The sequence below is a fragment of the Streptomyces sp. NRRL F-525 genome (genome assembly GCF_000716605.1).
Lineage (GTDB): Bacteria > Actinomycetota > Actinomycetes > Streptomycetales > Streptomycetaceae > Streptomyces.
The window spans coordinates 28,584-44,130 of record NZ_JNXE01000008.1 but is presented as its reverse complement, the minus strand read 5'-3'; the positions used below and the strand labels follow the sequence as shown (position 1 = coordinate 44,130).

Below are 15,547 nucleotides of genomic sequence, written 5' to 3'. Positions count from 1 at the left end.
GAAGCCTCCAGACGCTTCCAGCCCGCTCCATTCATCATTTTTCCTGGCCTTTCACATCCAGAAACATTCACTTTACTGAATGGGCGCGAGTTGAGAACGTGAAGGAACGGGTTCTTCGGACAGATGGGAAGCAGAGGACATGGACATCGACGCGCTCCGCCAGGACACCCCGGGCACCGCGAACCGGGTGCACCTCAACAACGCGGGAGCCGGTCTGCTCTCTCGTCGGACGCTCAGGGCCATGACCTCCCACCTGGAGCTGGAGGCGGCGATCGGCGGTTACGAAGCCGCAGGCCAGGAGCGCGACCGTATCGACGCCACCCACGCGAACATCGCCCGGCTGGTGGGCGGGCAGGCGGACGAGATCGCGCTGTTCGACAACTCCACCCACGCCTGGAACGCCGCCTTCTACTCCATGACGTTCAAGCCCGGCGACCGCATCCTCACCGGCCGGGACGAGTACGGCAGCAGTGTGCTCGCCTATCTGCAGACCGCCCGGCGCCACGGAGCCGAGGTCGTCGTCGTACCGGACGACGAGTACGGACAGCTCGACACCGCGGCCCTGGCCGGCCTGATCGACGAGCGCACCAAGCTCGTCGGCGTCACCCACATCCCCACCAGCGGCGGCCTGGTCAACCCGGCGGCGGAGATCGGCCGGATCACCCGCGCGGCCGGCGTCCCCTTCCTGCTGGACGCCACCCAGTCCGTGGGGCAGTTCCCCGTCGACGTCACCGAGATCGGCTGCGACCTGCTCACCGCGACCGGCCGCAAGTTCCTGCGGGGCCCGCGCGGCACGGGCTTCCTGTGGGTGCGTCCCGAGGCGCTGGAGTACCTGGACCCGTACGTCACCGAGATCGAGGCGGCGACCTGGGACGGCGAGCGCGGCTTCACCTGGCACGACGGCGCGCGGCGCTTCGAGACGTGGGAGGTGAGCTACTCCAACGTCCTCGGCCTGAGCGAGGCCGTCCAACAGGCCCTGGAACTCGGCATGGACGAGATCGGCCGACGCGCCGTCGCCCTGGGCGCGTATCTGCGTGACCGCCTCGACGCGCTGCCCGGAGTCACCACCTACGACCTCGGCCGCGACCGGTGCGCCATCGTCACCGCGAAGGTCGACGCCGTCCCGACGGCCGATGTCGCGGCGGCGCTCGCGAAGCAGGGGATCAACGTCTCCACGACCGTGGCCGAACACTCCCAGTTCGACACCGAGAACCGAGGTGTCCACCCCTTGGTCCGGCTGTCCCCGCACTACTACAACACCGAGGCCGAACTGGACCAGACCGTCGAGGCCGTCGCCGAGTTGGCCCGCACCGCGGGCTGAGGTACCGGTCATGATTCTCAAGGACGTTGACCTGTCCGACCGAGTTTCACGTCACGGGTACCCGATCGCGGTCGGCGGCCAGGCCGGGGCGGCGTAGGGACGCCGGAAGGTGTGGCGTCCCGAGCCGGCCTCGAACGGGGCGCTGCCGTCCGGCAGTTGGACCTCGGCGTGCGTGTTCGCGGGGACCAGCGCCTCTACGACGATGACGTCTCCCTCGATGCGCCAGCCCGCCTCGGCCCTGCCGTACGGGGTTTCGTGGGCCGCCTTCGCCCAGGTCAGGTCGCCGCCCGGGACCGGGGCGACGCGCAGTCGCCGCCAGCCGGGTGCGGCGGCGGCGAGACCCGCGACCGTACGGTGCAACCAGTCGGCGACGGCGCCGAGGGCGTAGTGATTGAAGGAAGTCATCTCGCCGGGGTTGACCGTGCCGTCGGGCAGCATCGAGTCCCAGCGCTCCCACACGGTGGTGGCGCCCATGGTCACCGGGTAGAGCCAGGACGGGCACTCCTTCTCCAGGAGCATGCGGTAGGCGAGTTGGGGCTCTCCCGCCGCGCACAGGGCGTCGCAGACGAGCGGCGTGCCCGTGAAACCGGTGGAGATACGGAAAGACGCGCGGCGCACGATCTGCGCCAACCGCTCGGCAGCGCCGCGCCGTTGACGTTCCGTCGGCAAAAGTCCGAAGGCGAGGGCCAGGGCGTACGCGGTCTGGGTGTCCGAGGACAGCCAGCCGTCCGGCGTGACGAACCGGTCGGTGAAGCGTTCACGTACGGCCTGGGCGTGCGCACGGAAACGGACGGCATCCTCCTTGCCGTCCAACTGCCCGCCGGCGTCCAGGAGTTCGGCGACCTCAGCGAGAACCTCGGCGGAGTGGATGACGTACGCGTTGGCCACGAGGTCGCCGTCGGTCCGCGCATCTCCCGGGCGGTCCGGCGGGGCCTGCGGGTCGAGCCAGTCCCCGAGTTGGAAGTCCTGGCGCCACAGTCCGTCGCCCTCGGCGGTGAGCCGGATCGTGGCGTCGACCCAGGCGCGCATGCTCGGGTACTGGGTGCGGAGCAGCTCCAGGTCACCGAACCGCTGGTACAGGGTCCACGGCAGGAGTACCGCGACATCGGCCCACACCGCCTGGGCGCCCGCGTCCTGGAAGGCGGCCGGCAGTACATCGGGGACGACGAGGGGCGGCACTCCGTCCGGTCGCGCCAACTGCTCCGCCGCCAGGTCGCGGAGCCAGCCGGTCAGCATGCCGGAGCAGTCGTGGAGGAAGGTCGCGGTGGGCGCGAAGACCTGGATGTCGCCGGTCCAGCCCATGCGTTCGTCGCGCTGCGGGCAGTCCGTGGGGACGTCGAGGAAGTTGCCGCGCATGCCCTGCACGACGTTCTCGTGCAGCCGGTTCACGAGGGGCTCGGAGCACTCGAACCAGCCGGTGCGGGCCATGTCCGTGTGGAGTACGACCGCCTCGACGTCGGCGGGGTCGAGGGGGCCGGGCCAGTTCCCGAGCTCGGCGTATCTGAAGCCGTGGAAGGTGAAGCGGGGTTCGTAGGTCTCGACCCGCTCGCTCTCTCCGCGCAGGACGTACGTGTCCGTGGCGGCGGCGAACCGCAAGGGGCGGGTGCTCAGTTCACCTTGCTCCAGGACTTCCGCGTGGCGCAGGGTGATCTCGTGGCCGGCGGGGCCCGACACTCGGATGCGCAGTCGGCCGACCAGGTTCTGTCCGAAGTCCAGGACGGCCTTCCCCGAGGGTGTCGTGATGACCTCGACCGGGGCGACGGTCTGGGTGCGTCGCACGGGCGGACCCGTCGGTGCCACCAGCTCGGCGCCAACGGGAGGCAATTCGCGGACTTCGGTCCAGCCGGACACCTCGTGTCCCGGCGCGGACCAGCCCGGCCGCTCCCGCCGCGCGTCGTACGCCTCACCGTCGTAGATCTCCGAACGCAGCACGGGGCCGGTCGTCGTACGCCAGTGTTCGTCGGTGCGGACCGTCCGGGTCGTGCCGTCGGCGTACGCGATCTCCAACTGAGCCAGGAGCGCGCGGTGTTCGCCGTAGATGTCGCGGCGGCCGCCGTGGAAGCCGAGGCGCCCGGTGTACCAACCCTCGCCGAGCAAGGCCCCGATGACGTTCTCGCCGGTTCGCAGCAACGGCGTCACGTCGAACGTCTGGTAGCGCAGGCGGTGTTGGTAGGAGGTCCAGCCCGGGGCCATGACCTCGTCGCCCACACGCTCGCCGTTGATCTCGGCCGTGTAGACGCCGTACGCGGTGATGTACAGCCGGGCGGAGGCGACAGGGCCGGCGAGAGTGAAGTCGCGGCGGAGCAGTGCTGCCGGGAGCGGTTCGTCGGTGGGGGCGTCGAGGTCCGGGGTGATGGGGCGGGCTGTCCAGTCGGCCGCGTCCAGGAGTCCGGTCTCGGCGTACGCGTGCTCCGACCAAGGCGACGGCTCGTCCTCGCCCCAGACGCGTACACGTACGCCGACGCGTTCACGGGAGCCGAGGTGCGGCCCCGGCCAGGGGACGAGGACGGACTCGGTGGACTCCACGCGTCCGGTGTCGGCGAGGACCGTGCCGTCGGCGGCGGTGATCTCCACTTGGTGGGCGACCTGGTGCCAGTCCGGGGTGTCTGTGACCGTGCGCCAGCTGAGGCGGGGAGTGGATTCGCCGATGCCCAGGGGTTCGCGGTGGTGCTCGAAGGTGGGTGGTGTGACATGCACGGGGATCAACTCCGGCTCGGGTCATGGCAGATGTACACCCTCGGCGCACCGCCTTCGTCGGGGATGGGTTCTCCGGGGGTGGCGCGCACGCCCTCGCGGACGGTCTCGCCGGTGCGGGGGTCGACCACCCGGTACGGGAGCGGGACGTTCTCCGGGTCGGTGATGAACAGCGGGCCGCCCTCCTCCGCGTAGCAGAGGTACAGCACGCCGGGGACGGACAGGCCCCGGGGCGCCAGGGCGGAGCGCCAGTCGGGCCGCATGTCCGTCAGGGGAAGGCCGTTGAGGATCCGGGAGATCAGCCCGACGTGGCGCGAGCCCTCGAAGTCCAGTGCCTCGCGCCAGCCGGCGTCCTCGGCCAGGAAGAACTCCTCGTGCCCTGGTTCGGCGGGGTGCAACCGCCACTGCCACAGGCTCGCCGCGCCGTAGACCACGCCCATCGTGCCGCCGGCGCAGAGGTTACTCCAGGCCTCGTGTCCCTGCCACCAGCCCGCGGCGCGGCCGGGACGGCCGGTGTTCTCGTACGTCGGCTCGGCGTTGGCAACCGCTTTGGCGGGGGTGTTGCGCCACATGTCGGCGACGCGTTCCTGGACGTGCCCGCCCATGTGGCCGGTCTGGCACCACTGGAAGTGCAGCCAACTCTCGCTCTGGTGCGCCGAGTTGCGGGCGTGCGGCCGGTAGTGGATGCCGCAGGGCTGGTTGTAGTCGTCCCAGCGGGCGACCTCCGCGCCGCCCGCCGCGATCTGCGGTTCGTGGCCCTCGCCGTCGGCGCCGACCAGGTAGACGACGGGACCGGCGCCGTAACGAGCCACCAGATAACGGCAGTAGCGCGCGTACTCCTGCGGCGGGACCACCGGACCCGCCACCCGCAGGCCCTTCCAGCCGAACCCGTGGAAGAGCGGCTGGAGTACGGGGACGATCCCGTGGTCGCGGAGGATCCCCAACAGCCGGTCCACGTACTGGAAGTACGCCGGGTTCAGGACGGTGATGTGCCCGGTGGGCAGGTCCTCGAAGCCGACGTCGAACCCTTCGTCCACGGTGCGGTCACGCGGCCCGCGTGCGTCCATGTCGGGCTGGACGCTCATCAGCAGGGCCGCGTTGAAGCCCTTGGCGCGCCGGTCGGCGGCGTACTCCGCGACCTGCTCCTCGGTGGCCCGCCAGGGCAGGGCCCAGGCGGTGTCGCCGACCAGCAGCGAGGGCGTCCCGTCGGCGTGCACCAGGCTGCGTCCGCCGGGTGACATCCGCCAAAAGCCGTGCCGGTGAGAGGAGTTGGTGTCGTCCGCTGTCGGGCGTACGACGAGTGTTCCGCCCTGCCCGGACAGCCCTTCGTCGGCGACGGAGCTGCCGCTGCGCCAGGTCCAGCCGCCGTCCGAGTGCGGCGACGCGAACCGGATCCTCCAACTCCGGCCGCCGTCCCAGAAGGCGGGACGGCGCAGGACCGTCCCGGACTCGTGGGTGAACTCGGCCCATACGTCGACGTCGGTGTAAGGGTTCGCGTAGTCACGCGTCCCGGTCAGGCCGATCTCCGTCTCCCGCCAGGGGGCGACCTCCTGCTGTGTGCCGGTCGTCACTGGCCTACGGCGATGTCGGCGGCCAGCGGCAGGTTCGTCGAGGACGGGCCCGCCTGCAGGGTGAACGTCCCCTGCTCGACCGCCCAACCGCCCGCCTCGGTGTCCCAGTGCTCGAACGCCCGGGCGTCCACGGTGACCGTCGCGACGACCTCCTCTCCGGGCCCCGCCTCGACCGCGGCGAACCCGGCGAGCCAGCGGAGCGGGCGCTCGACGGCACCGCCCGGGCGGCCGGCGTAGAGCTGCACGACCTCCTTGCCGTGCCGGGTGCCGGTGTTGCGTATCCGTATTTCTACGGTCGGATCGGCGTCGGCTGCCACCTCGCCGGGGGCGTCGAGCGAGACGAACTCCCAAGTGGTGTAGCCGAGTCCGTGGCCGAAGGCGTAGCGGGGCGGCTGGTATCCGGTGCGGCCGTCGCCCCGGTAGCCGATGAACAGGCCCTCGTCGTAGGCGAGTACGCCGTCGGTCGGCTCGGTGGTGGGCAGCCCCTGTTCGGATGCGGGCCAGACCGTGGGCAGTCGGCCGCCCGGTTCCGCGACGCCCAGCAGGACGTCGGCGAGCGCGTTGCCGAACTCCTGCCCGGGGAACCAGGCGAGGAGCACCGCCGCCACCTCCTCGGACCACGGAAGCAGCACCGGGGCACCGGAGTTGACCACCACGACGGTACGCCGGTTGGCCTCGGCGACCCGTCGGACGAGTTCGTCCTGTCGGCCGGGCAGGGCCAGACTGTCGCGGTCGAAGCCCTCGCTCTCGACCTCCTCGGTGGTGCCGACCACGACCACGGCGACGTCTGCCTCGCGGGCGAGTGCCACGGCCCGCTCGATCTCCTCGTCGTCGCTGCCGTGCGGCGGCTGGAGGTTGAGCTGGAACATGGTGACCGCGTCACCCAGGGCCTCGTCCGACGAGACGATGTCGTGCGTGAGCACGATCGCGATCTCCTCGTCCTCCGCCAGATCGACGGAGTGGAGACGCTGCGGCGGGGTCATCAGACCCTCCACCAGGTCGGCGCCCGGCGGGAGTTGAAGACCGACGTCGAACACCTCGGCCCCCGCGACGGACAGCCGGAAGCGCCCGATGCCCGAGCCGCCGACGGCGTACGGGCCGGCGTCGGTCGCGCGGATCACGGTGCGCACCTCCACCCGGGCGACCTGACCGGTGGGGACGTCAGGACCGTAGGAGCCCATCCAGGTGTAGGCGCTCCCGGAGCGGCGTTCGGTGCCGAGCAGGGTTCCGTCCTCGGAGAGGAAGCTCACCTCCACGCCCTCGCCGGAGCCGTCGGGGTGGCGGAGGTAGGCAAGTGCCGCTGCGGGCACGCGAGTTTGCGGGGTGACGCCGACGCCGTGGGTGACCTCGACGCCGTCGCCCAGGGCGGCGCGGATGCCGTCGAGGGGCGAGACGGTGTAGGGCGGGAAGACAGTGGCGCTGCCTCCGCCGAGGGTTCGGGCCACGGCGGCGTTGGGGCCGAGGACGGCGACCCGGTTCAACGTGGCACGGTCCAGGGGAAGTTGGGCGTTCTCGTTGCGGGCCAGTACGAATCCGGCGGCGGCGGTCTCGCGCAGGCGGGCCGCCACGGACGCGGCGTCTTGATGGGCCGGGCGGGCGGTGGCGGGTATGTCGCTCAGCGCGCCGACCCGGGCGGCGAGGCGCAGCAGTCGTAGCACCTTGTCGTCGACGAGCGACTCGTCGACCTTGCCCTTGCGTACGGCGGCGACCAGCGCGTCGCCCCACGGGCCGATCGGGCCGGGCATCACCAGGTCGAGGGCGGCGCGGGCGGACGGCTCGGTGGTGCGGGCGGCGAACCAGTCCGACATCACCAGTCCGTCGAAGTCCCAGTCGTCGTGCAGCACTTGGCGCAGCAGCGGGCTCTCGGTCATCGGGCGTCCGTTGACGCCGTTGTAGGCGGCCATCACGGCCCAGACCCGGCCCTCGCCGACGATCCGCTCGAACGGCGCCAAGTACAGCTCACGCAGGGCGCGTTCACCGATCCGCGCGTCGAGCGTCATGCGCTGGGTCTCCGAGTCGTTGCCGACGAAGTGCTTGACCGTGGCCGCGACACCGCCGCCCTGGACACCTCGGACGTAGGCGACACCGATGCGGGCGGTGAGCAGCGGGTCCTCGCTGAAGCACTCGAAGTGCCGTCCGCCGTAAGGGGTTCGGTGCAGGTTCACGGTGGGAGCGAGGAGGACGTCCACGCCCTTGGCGCGCGCCTCGTGGGCGAGGAGCCCGCCGAGTCCTTCGACCAGCGACTCGTCCCACGTTGCGGCCAGTGCGGTGGGCGAGGGCACGTTGGCTGAGGGGCTGCGCTCGTCCCACAGCTCGCCGCGGACTCCGGCGGGTCCGTCCGACACGACCAACCGGCGTAGGCCGACAGCGGGTTCGGGGTGGAGGGACCAGAAGTCGGCGCCGGTCAGCAGCCTCACCTTCTGCTCCAGGGTGAGCGCGCCGAGGCGCCTGGCGAGCTCGGCCTCGTCGGCGGCGGAGGGGGTGGAGGGGGCGTCGGTGGTGGGCTGCCGGGTCACGGCGTCCTCCTCGGTGAAGGTGAAAGTGACGGTGACGGTGACGGTGACGGTGAAGTGGGGTCGCCGTCGCGCTCGATGAGCAACCGGACATCCCAGGGCCCGAGTTCGAGCGCGGTTCCGGCGGCGAGGGGCTCATCGGTGAACAGGTCGCGGACGTCTCCCGGCAGGCGGTAACCGACCGGATCCCAGGCCCAGTTGTGGACGAAGCGCAGGACGGCGCCGTCGGCGGTGGTGGCCGACGTACAGGTGACGGACGCGGGCCGGTCCTCGCGCCAGGCGTCGGAGGGGAGCGAGACCGAGGTGACCCAGTCGGCGAGGCTGCGCGAGAGTTCGCGGTCCGGGACGGTACCGACGTACGTCACGCGGCCGTCGCCGTACTCGTGCGTGGTGACGGCGGCGAACTGACCCAGGTGCGGATGGTCGTACCCGGCCAGGACAGTGGCGCCCTCCGCGATCAGTCCATCGGCCCAGGCGGTCGCATGCCCGTGCAGAGCGGGGCCGTTGATGTCCCCCTGGGTGATCGTGACCGGGGTCAGCACATTGGTGAACTCCTGATAGCGCGCGCCCACGGCAGCGCGCAGCGCTCCGGGCATGACCGTGTGCCGGGCGACGGCCTCCTCGTCGGCGTAGCCGGTGCGCGGGGTGAGCACGAGATGACCGCCGGCTTCGGCGTACCGGCGCAGCAGGTCGAGTGTCGCGTCGTCCGCGATGTACAGCGCCGGGACGACCAGCACCGGCCATCGGTCCACCAACTCCTCCGGACTGGAGGGAAGTTGCTCCGGGGAAACGATGTCGACGGACAATCCGGCGTCGAACAGCCCCCGGTAGAAGGCGGCGACGATCCGGTCGTAGGACTGCGGATCGCCGAACCAGGCGGGGGTGTTGCCCCTGAGCGGCCCCATGAACTCCATGGCCCAGCGGCTGTCGGCGGACAGCAGCATCGCCACGTCGCTGCGGGGACGCAGGCCCTCGATCGTGCTGCCGGCCTGCCTGAACTCCCCGGCTATCGCGGACAGTTCGTCGTACGTCCGGCCGGGTTCCAGACTGTGGCCGAGGATGCCGCCCCAATAGGTCTCGGCGCCGTAGTGCAGGGAGTGCCAGTGCCAGTACTCGATCATCCTGGCACCGCGCGCGACCATGCTCCACACGGCCTGGCGGGCCTGGCCGCGGTAGAGGGGGAAGTTGTCGGCGGAGCCGCCGATCGAGGTGGCGTTGGTCTCCATGACGAGGAAGGGTTCCTGGCGGATGCCGCGTGCCATGTCGTTCTGGAGGTAGAGCCAGGCGGGTCCTGACCAGGCGACGAAGAACGGATACAGGCCGCCCTCCGGCTCGTCGGGACCCGGCAGGGCCAGCCCGTCCTGGGTGGCGTAGTAGATGTTGGCCCCGGCGATGTCGAGGGGCCGGCCGATCGTCGAGATGTCCAGGCCCTGTTGGCCGAGGGCCACGCAGGTGGTGACGAACTGGTGCTCAGGCACGAGTCCGCGGACCAATTCGGCGTGCCACGTGATGTATTCCTGCGTCAGCCGCGATTGATAGCGGCGCCAGGCGAGGTCGTACGACGGGGTGGAGTTGCCGTCGGGGGTCCACAGGTCCGCCCAGTCCTGCAGACGGTGGGACCAATAGGTCAGCCCCCAGCGGCGGTTGAGGGTCTCGACGTCGCCGTAGCGGTCGCGGAGGTGGTCGAGGAAGCCCTGGAACACCGAGTCGTTGTGGAAGAGCCGTAGCCCGGGTTCGTTGTCGACCTGCCAGCCGATGACCGCCGGGTGGTCGGCGTAGCGCGCCACGATCTTGCGGACCAGCCGCTCGGCGAGATGCCGGAAGGCGGGGTGCGAGTAGTCCGCGTCCTGCCGCATGCCGTACGGGATGGGCTGGCCGGTGCCTGAACGGGCCGCCGTTTCCGGGTACTTGCGGCGCAGCCAGGGCGGGACGGCGTAGGTCGGGGTGCCGATGATCGCCTTGATGCCGCGCTCGTGGGCGGCATCAAGTACCGGTTGCAGCCAGTCGAGTTCGAACTTGCCCTCGCGGGGTTCCCAGGTCGACCAGACGGACTCGCCGACCCGGATGACGCTGAACCCGGCCTCGGCCATGAGATCGAGGTCCTGCGTGAGCCGCTCGTACGGCTGGTACTCGGTGTAGTACGCGGCTCCGAAGAGCATGCGTGGGGAGGAAGTGCCCATACGGTGCTGGTGACTTTCTCTCTCGGGTGCCGGTCGGCTGTCGTGGACGGGGCGGAGGCGTCAGTCCTCGCCCCGGTACCTGAACTGGTCGAAGGCGACGGTCCCTTCAACGGCGAACATGCCGACGACCCGGCCGGTGAAGGACGCGGCGGTCTCGGCCGAGACGTAACGGCCGTCCAGTACGGCGAGTTCGACCGGTCCTGTGTCGGTGCCGGTTTCGACGGACAGCCTGACTGTGTCCGGGCCGAGGGCGTCGAGTCCCATGCCCCTGACCGGCTCGGTCTCGATCCGCACGGTCACCGGCCCCTGCGGAATCGCCTGCTCCCAGGTCTGGCAGAGTCCGCCCACCCGGGCCCGGGCACGCGCGACACCGGCCCCCACCTCGATGTCGTAGTGATGGCGTTCGTCGATCCGCAGGCTCAGCCCGCCGACTCCCCCGGCGCTGTCCACCCGGACCGAGAAGGCGGCCGCCTGGTGCTGCTGGCGGCGGCCGACGAACCGTGGCCGCGGGTCGTCCATGGTGGAGCCGTCTCCCTGCACGACGAGGTGGCCCGGGCGTTCGCCGAGTGAGGACCAGTCGGCGGCCGGTGTCCGTATGGAGAGCCACTCCGGGCCGAGTTGGGCGCCGGTGAAGTCGACGCGGTGCTCAACTGGTGCGGTGGGCGGGGTGAGTTCGACCGGCTGCACCACCGGCCAGCCGTCAACCCATTCCAGCGTCGTGCTGAACGTCTCCCGGCCCATGGGAGAGAACGCCCTCGTCAGACCGCCGGGCCGCATCCCCAGCAAGAAGAGCGCCCAGCCGCCGTCGGGAGTGCGGACGAGGTCGGCGTGGCCGGTGTTCTGGACCGGGCGGGCCGTACTGCGGGCGCTGAGCACCGGGTTGGCCGGGCAGCCCTCGAAGGGGCCGTCGGGGCGGGTGCCGCGGGCGATGCTCACGGAGTGCCCGCGCTCGGTGCCGCCCTCGGCGATCAGGAGGTACCAGGTGCCGTCGATCTCGTAGAGGTGCGGCGCCTCGGGGAACATCAGGCCCGTGCCCGACCACAACGACCGGGGTTCTTCGAGGGCTTGGCCGGTTTCGAGGTCCATGCGGACCTGCTGGATGCCGAGGTGTTCGCCGGCGTGGTCGCCGTCGAGTTGGAGTCCCGAGTAGGTGACGAAGCAGGTTCCGTCGGTGTCCCACGCGAGGTCCGGGTCGATGCCGGGCACGCCCTGCATGACGATGCCGTCGGACCAGGGGCCCTCGGCCTGTTCGGCGGTGAAGATGAGACTGCCGCGGCCCATCGCGTCGGTGACGACCAGCCAGAAGCGGCCGTCGTGGAAACGGATGGTGGGCGCCCATGCGCCGCCGAGCGTGGGGACCTTCTCCACCGCCAACTGCCCCGGCCTGGTTACCACGTTGCCGATCTGCTCCCACCGCACCAGGTCGCGGCTGTGGAACAGCGGTACGCCGGGGAGGTACTCGAAGCTGGAACAGGCGAGGTAGTAGTCGTCGCCGACGCGGGTGATGCTGGGGTCCGGGTGGAAGCCGGGGAGGACGGGGTTGGGCAGGGTCATGCTCGGTCTCCCGACGTCGAGGCGGTGGTGGATGCGGGCGTGGAGGCGCCCGGGGACGCTGCTGTGGCCTCGGCCAACCGGCGCCGTTCGGCCCGGCGTTCCGCCTGCCGTCCAGGGTCCGGCACCGGGGCGGCGAGCAACAGGCGCTGCGTGTAGGGGTGTTGGGGTGCGGTGGTGACGGTGGCCGCGTCCCCGGTCTCGATGATCTCTCCGCCGCGCATGACCGCCACCCGGTGGCTGATGTGCCGGACGACGGACAGGTCGTGGGTGACGAAGAGGTAGGCGACGCCGGTGCGTTCCTGGATCTCGACGAACAGGTCGAGTACCCGCGCCTGGGTCGACAGGTCCAGCGCGCTGACCGGTTCGTCACAGACGATGACCTTCGGGTCGCGGGACAACGCCCTTGCGATGGCGATGCGTTGGCGCTGTCCGCCGGAGAACTCCCGCGGCAGCCGCTCCCCCGCGTCGGCGGGCAGCCTTACGTGGTCGAGCAGGTCCCGCACCCGCTTCTCGGCCGCCGCCCGAGGCGTTCCCGCGACGCGCAGCGGTTCGCTGAGGATGTCGTTCACGGTCATCGCCGGGTTGAGGGAGGTGTACGGGTCCTGGAACACCACCTGGATGTCGCTGCTCAGCGCCCGGCGTTCCTTCGCGCCCAGCCCCGAGATGACCTTGCCGTCATAGCGGACAGTGCCGGAGGCGATCGGGGCCAGTCCGAGGACGGCCCGGCCCAGCGTGGTCTTGCCCGATCCCGACTCGCCGACCAGTCCGAGGGTCTCGCCGGCGCCGATGGTGATCGACACGCCCTTGAGCACCCGGAACGGCGGCCTGCGCCAGCCTTTCGTCGGGTACTCCACGACCAACTCGTCAGCCACCAGCAGGGGTTCGGCCGGGAATTCCTTCTTCAATGTCCCGTTGATGGTCCCGGTCATGCCGGACCCTCCTGACGTCCGGTGTTCGTGACCCCTGCAGCGCCCGCCGACACGGTGCGGCTCAGGCTCAGCGCCGACCGCGGTTCGGCGTCCTCCAACGTGGAGGCCAGGAGCATGCGGGTGTACGGATGCTGCGGATCCGCGAACAACTGGGCCACGGGCGCGGACTCCACGACGGCGCCGGTCTGCATCACCGTCACGCGGTCGCAGAGGTCGGCCACCACTCCGAAGTCGTGGGTCACCAGGATCAGGCCCATGTTCCGCTCGCGCTGCAGGGATCGCATCAGGTCGAGGACCTCCGCCTGCACGGTCACGTCGAGGGCGGTGGTCGGTTCGTCGGCGATCAGCAGGTCCGGTTCGCAGGACACGGCGCCGGCGATGAGCACGCGCTGCGCCATGCCGCCGGAGATCTGGTGCGGATAGGCGCGGAAGACCCGTTCGGGGTCGGAGATGCCGACCCGTTCCAGCAGGCCGAGCGTCTTCGCCTTCGCCTCGGTGGCCGACAGCCCCAGGTGCCGGCGTACCGGTTCGACGAGTTGGGCGCCGATGCGGAAGGAGGGGTCGAGGTTGGACATCGGTTCCTGCGGGACGTATGCGATCCGGTGGCCGCGGTAGCGGTTCATCGCGGTGCGGCCGAGTCGTCCCAGTTCCGTGCCGTCGAACTCCAGGCGGGCGGTGGTGACTTGGGCCTCCCGTGGCAGCAACCCGAGCACCGCGAAAGCGGTTTGGCTCTTGCCCGAGCCCGACTCCCCCACCAGTCCTAGGACTTCGCCCCGGCGGACTGTCAGGGAGACACCGTCGACGACCGTCTTCTCGCCCTGGGCCGTCGGATAGGAGACCGTCAGTCCTTCGAGGACGAACAGGGCGTCGTCCGTCTCCCCGGCTCCGGCGATGACGGGCGGTGCCTTCTTGTCCGCGACCGGCCAACGGGCCGTAGCGCCACGCGACTTCTTCCGCCCGCCCGTCGCGCTCCCGTCCAGCGCGTCCCGCAAGGCGTTGCCCAACAGGCCGAACGCGGCGACCGTCACCGCGAGTGCCACGCCGGGCCAGACCATCAACTCCGGCTTGGTGTAGATGTTTCCGAAGGCGTCGTTCAGCATGGAGCCCCAGCTCGCCTGGGTCGCCGAGCCGAGGCCGAGGAACTCCAGACCGGACTGGATGACGATGCCGAGGCCGAGCATCTGGGCGGCCTGGATGATGGTCGGCGCCTGCACGACGGGCAGGATGTGCCGGCGGATGATCCGGGCGTCCGTCAGGCCGGACACCCGTGCCGCGTCGACGTACAGCTCCTCGCGTACGGAGATCACCGAGGCGCGGATCAGCCGGAAGACGCCCGGTGACATCAGCACGCCGAAGACCGCCATGGCGAGGTACGTGTTCTGGCCCACCGCGGACATCACGACGAGGAGCACGATGATCGCCGGTACGGCCATCAGCAGGTTGGACACCCAACTGCTCACCGCATCGAACCACTTGCGGTAGTACCCGGCCACCAGACCGGCCGGGACACCGATCACCACGGCGACGGCGACGGCGAGCAGGGCGCCGAGCAGGCTGGTGCGGCCGCCGTAGAGGAGTCGGGCCAGGACGTCGCGGCCGACGCCGTCCCCGCCCAGCGGGTGGGTGCCGCTGGGCGGGGCGAGGCCGTCGGTCAGTGAGGTGTGGGCCGGGTCCTGGCTGGTCAGGAGCGGTGCGAACAGGCTGGCCAGGGAGATGACCGCGAGGAGCACCAGGCAGGTCACGGCCACCGGGTCGCGCAGCAGTCGGCGCAGGAGGCCGGCCCGTCCCTGCGCTGCGACGGCCGTGTCTACCGTGCCCGCCGGCTCTTCGGACTGGGGAAGCGTCATCCGACACGCACCTTCGGGTTGAGCCAGCCGTATGCCAGGTCCATCAGGATGTTGACCACCACGACGAGGGCGACCATGACCACGACGACGCCCATGACCACCGGGGTGTCGCCCTGCGAACCGGCGCTCGTCGCCTGGCTGCCGATGCCGTTGAGGCCGAAGACCTTCTCGACGACCACCGCGCCGCCGACCAGGCCGATGAACTGCAGGGCCAGCACGGTCAGCGCGGCCGGGGCGGCGTTGCGCAGGGCGTGCCGGAACAGCAGGCTCCGCTCGCTGATGCCCCGGCTGCGGAGGGTGCGTACGTAGTCGGCGCGCAGGACGTCGACCATGGAGCCGCGCACCTGTTGGGCGGTGGCGGCGATCGCTCCGACGGAGAGCGACAGCGCGGGCAGGGTGATCGACCGGAGCCACCCGCCCGCCGAGTCGGCCAGCGGCACGTAACCGGTCGCGGGCAGCCAGCCCAGGTCGACGCCGATCACGACGGCGAAGACCAGGGCGACCAGGAAGCTGGGTACGGCGAACCCCAACACCGCGAGCAGTTGCACCAGTTGGTCCAGGGCGCCCCGGCGGACGGCGGCGGCCACGCCCAGCACCGTGCTCAGTACGGCCGACACCAGGAGCGCGGCCAGCACGATCGACAGGGTGACCGGCAGCTTGTTCTCGAGCGAGCTCGTCACGGACTCGCCGCTGAACCACGAGCTGCCGAGGTTGCCGTGCACCGCGTCCGCGAGCCAGTGGCCGTAGCGGACCACGAAGGGCTGGTCCAGGCCGAGTTCGGCGGATTTGGCGGTCACCTGCTGCTGGGTGGCGGTCTGCCCGACGATCTGGCGGACCGGGTCGGAGCCGGTGAGGCCCATCAGCGCGAAGGTCGTGGTCGCGATGACCAGGACCAGGACCAGCCCGGCGGCGATGCGCCGGACCAGGAAAACGATCAT

9 protein-coding genes are annotated in these 15,547 nt (G+C 70.8%); 1 reads left to right on the top strand and 8 read right to left on the bottom strand.

The window, feature by feature from the left end:
- Nucleotides 1-139: 139 nt before the first annotated feature.
- Nucleotides 140-1,321, top strand: coding sequence for an aminotransferase class V-fold PLP-dependent enzyme (locus OO69_RS14040; RefSeq protein ID WP_033280935.1), 1,182 nt, complete (start codon nucleotides 140-142; stop codon nucleotides 1,319-1,321).
- A gap of 51 nt (nucleotides 1,322-1,372) precedes the next feature.
- Here the strand turns inward: OO69_RS14040 and OO69_RS14035 are convergent, their stop codons facing one another.
- Genes OO69_RS14035 through OO69_RS14000 form a run of 8 tightly spaced genes read right to left on the bottom strand, consistent with a single transcriptional unit; the run spans nucleotide 1,373 to nucleotide 15,547 of the window.
- A complete protein-coding gene (locus OO69_RS14035; protein WP_051800994.1) occupies nucleotides 1,373-4,018 on the bottom strand; it encodes an alpha-L-rhamnosidase in 2,646 nt (881 codons plus the stop codon).
- A 5-nt stretch (nucleotides 4,019-4,023) separates the two neighbouring features.
- Nucleotides 4,024-5,586 (bottom strand): DUF4038 domain-containing protein, encoded by a 1,563-nt coding sequence (locus OO69_RS14030; protein ID WP_033280934.1) that lies wholly within the window; start codon nucleotides 5,584-5,586, stop codon nucleotides 4,024-4,026.
- Entirely contained in the window at nucleotides 5,583-8,102 is a 2,520-nt protein-coding gene (locus tag OO69_RS14025) for a beta-glucosidase family protein (protein ID WP_033280933.1), read from the bottom strand. The genes OO69_RS14030 and OO69_RS14025 overlap by 4 nt, the downstream gene beginning before the upstream one ends.
- Entirely contained in the window at nucleotides 8,099-10,279 is a 2,181-nt protein-coding gene (locus OO69_RS14020; protein WP_033280932.1) for a beta-galactosidase, read from the bottom strand. Before OO69_RS14020 ends, OO69_RS14025 begins: the two co-directional genes overlap by 4 nt.
- A gap of 60 nt (nucleotides 10,280-10,339) precedes the next feature.
- Nucleotides 10,340-11,833, bottom strand: a complete 1,494-nt coding sequence (locus OO69_RS14015; RefSeq protein WP_033280931.1) for a glycoside hydrolase family 43 protein — start codon at nucleotides 11,831-11,833, stop codon at nucleotides 10,340-10,342.
- Nucleotides 11,830-12,762 (bottom strand): ATP-binding cassette domain-containing protein, encoded by a 933-nt coding sequence (locus OO69_RS14010; protein ID WP_033280930.1) that lies wholly within the window; start codon nucleotides 12,760-12,762, stop codon nucleotides 11,830-11,832. The genes OO69_RS14015 and OO69_RS14010 overlap by 4 nt, the downstream gene beginning before the upstream one ends.
- Nucleotides 12,759-14,609, bottom strand: coding sequence for a dipeptide/oligopeptide/nickel ABC transporter permease/ATP-binding protein (locus OO69_RS14005; RefSeq protein WP_033280929.1), 1,851 nt, complete (start codon nucleotides 14,607-14,609; stop codon nucleotides 12,759-12,761). The genes OO69_RS14010 and OO69_RS14005 overlap by 4 nt, the downstream gene beginning before the upstream one ends.
- Nucleotides 14,606-15,547 carry an ABC transporter permease gene (locus OO69_RS14000; RefSeq protein ID WP_033280928.1) on the bottom strand — a complete coding sequence of 314 codons (942 nt, stop codon included), beginning with the start codon at nucleotides 15,545-15,547 and terminating at the stop codon, nucleotides 14,606-14,608. The genes OO69_RS14005 and OO69_RS14000 overlap by 4 nt, the downstream gene beginning before the upstream one ends.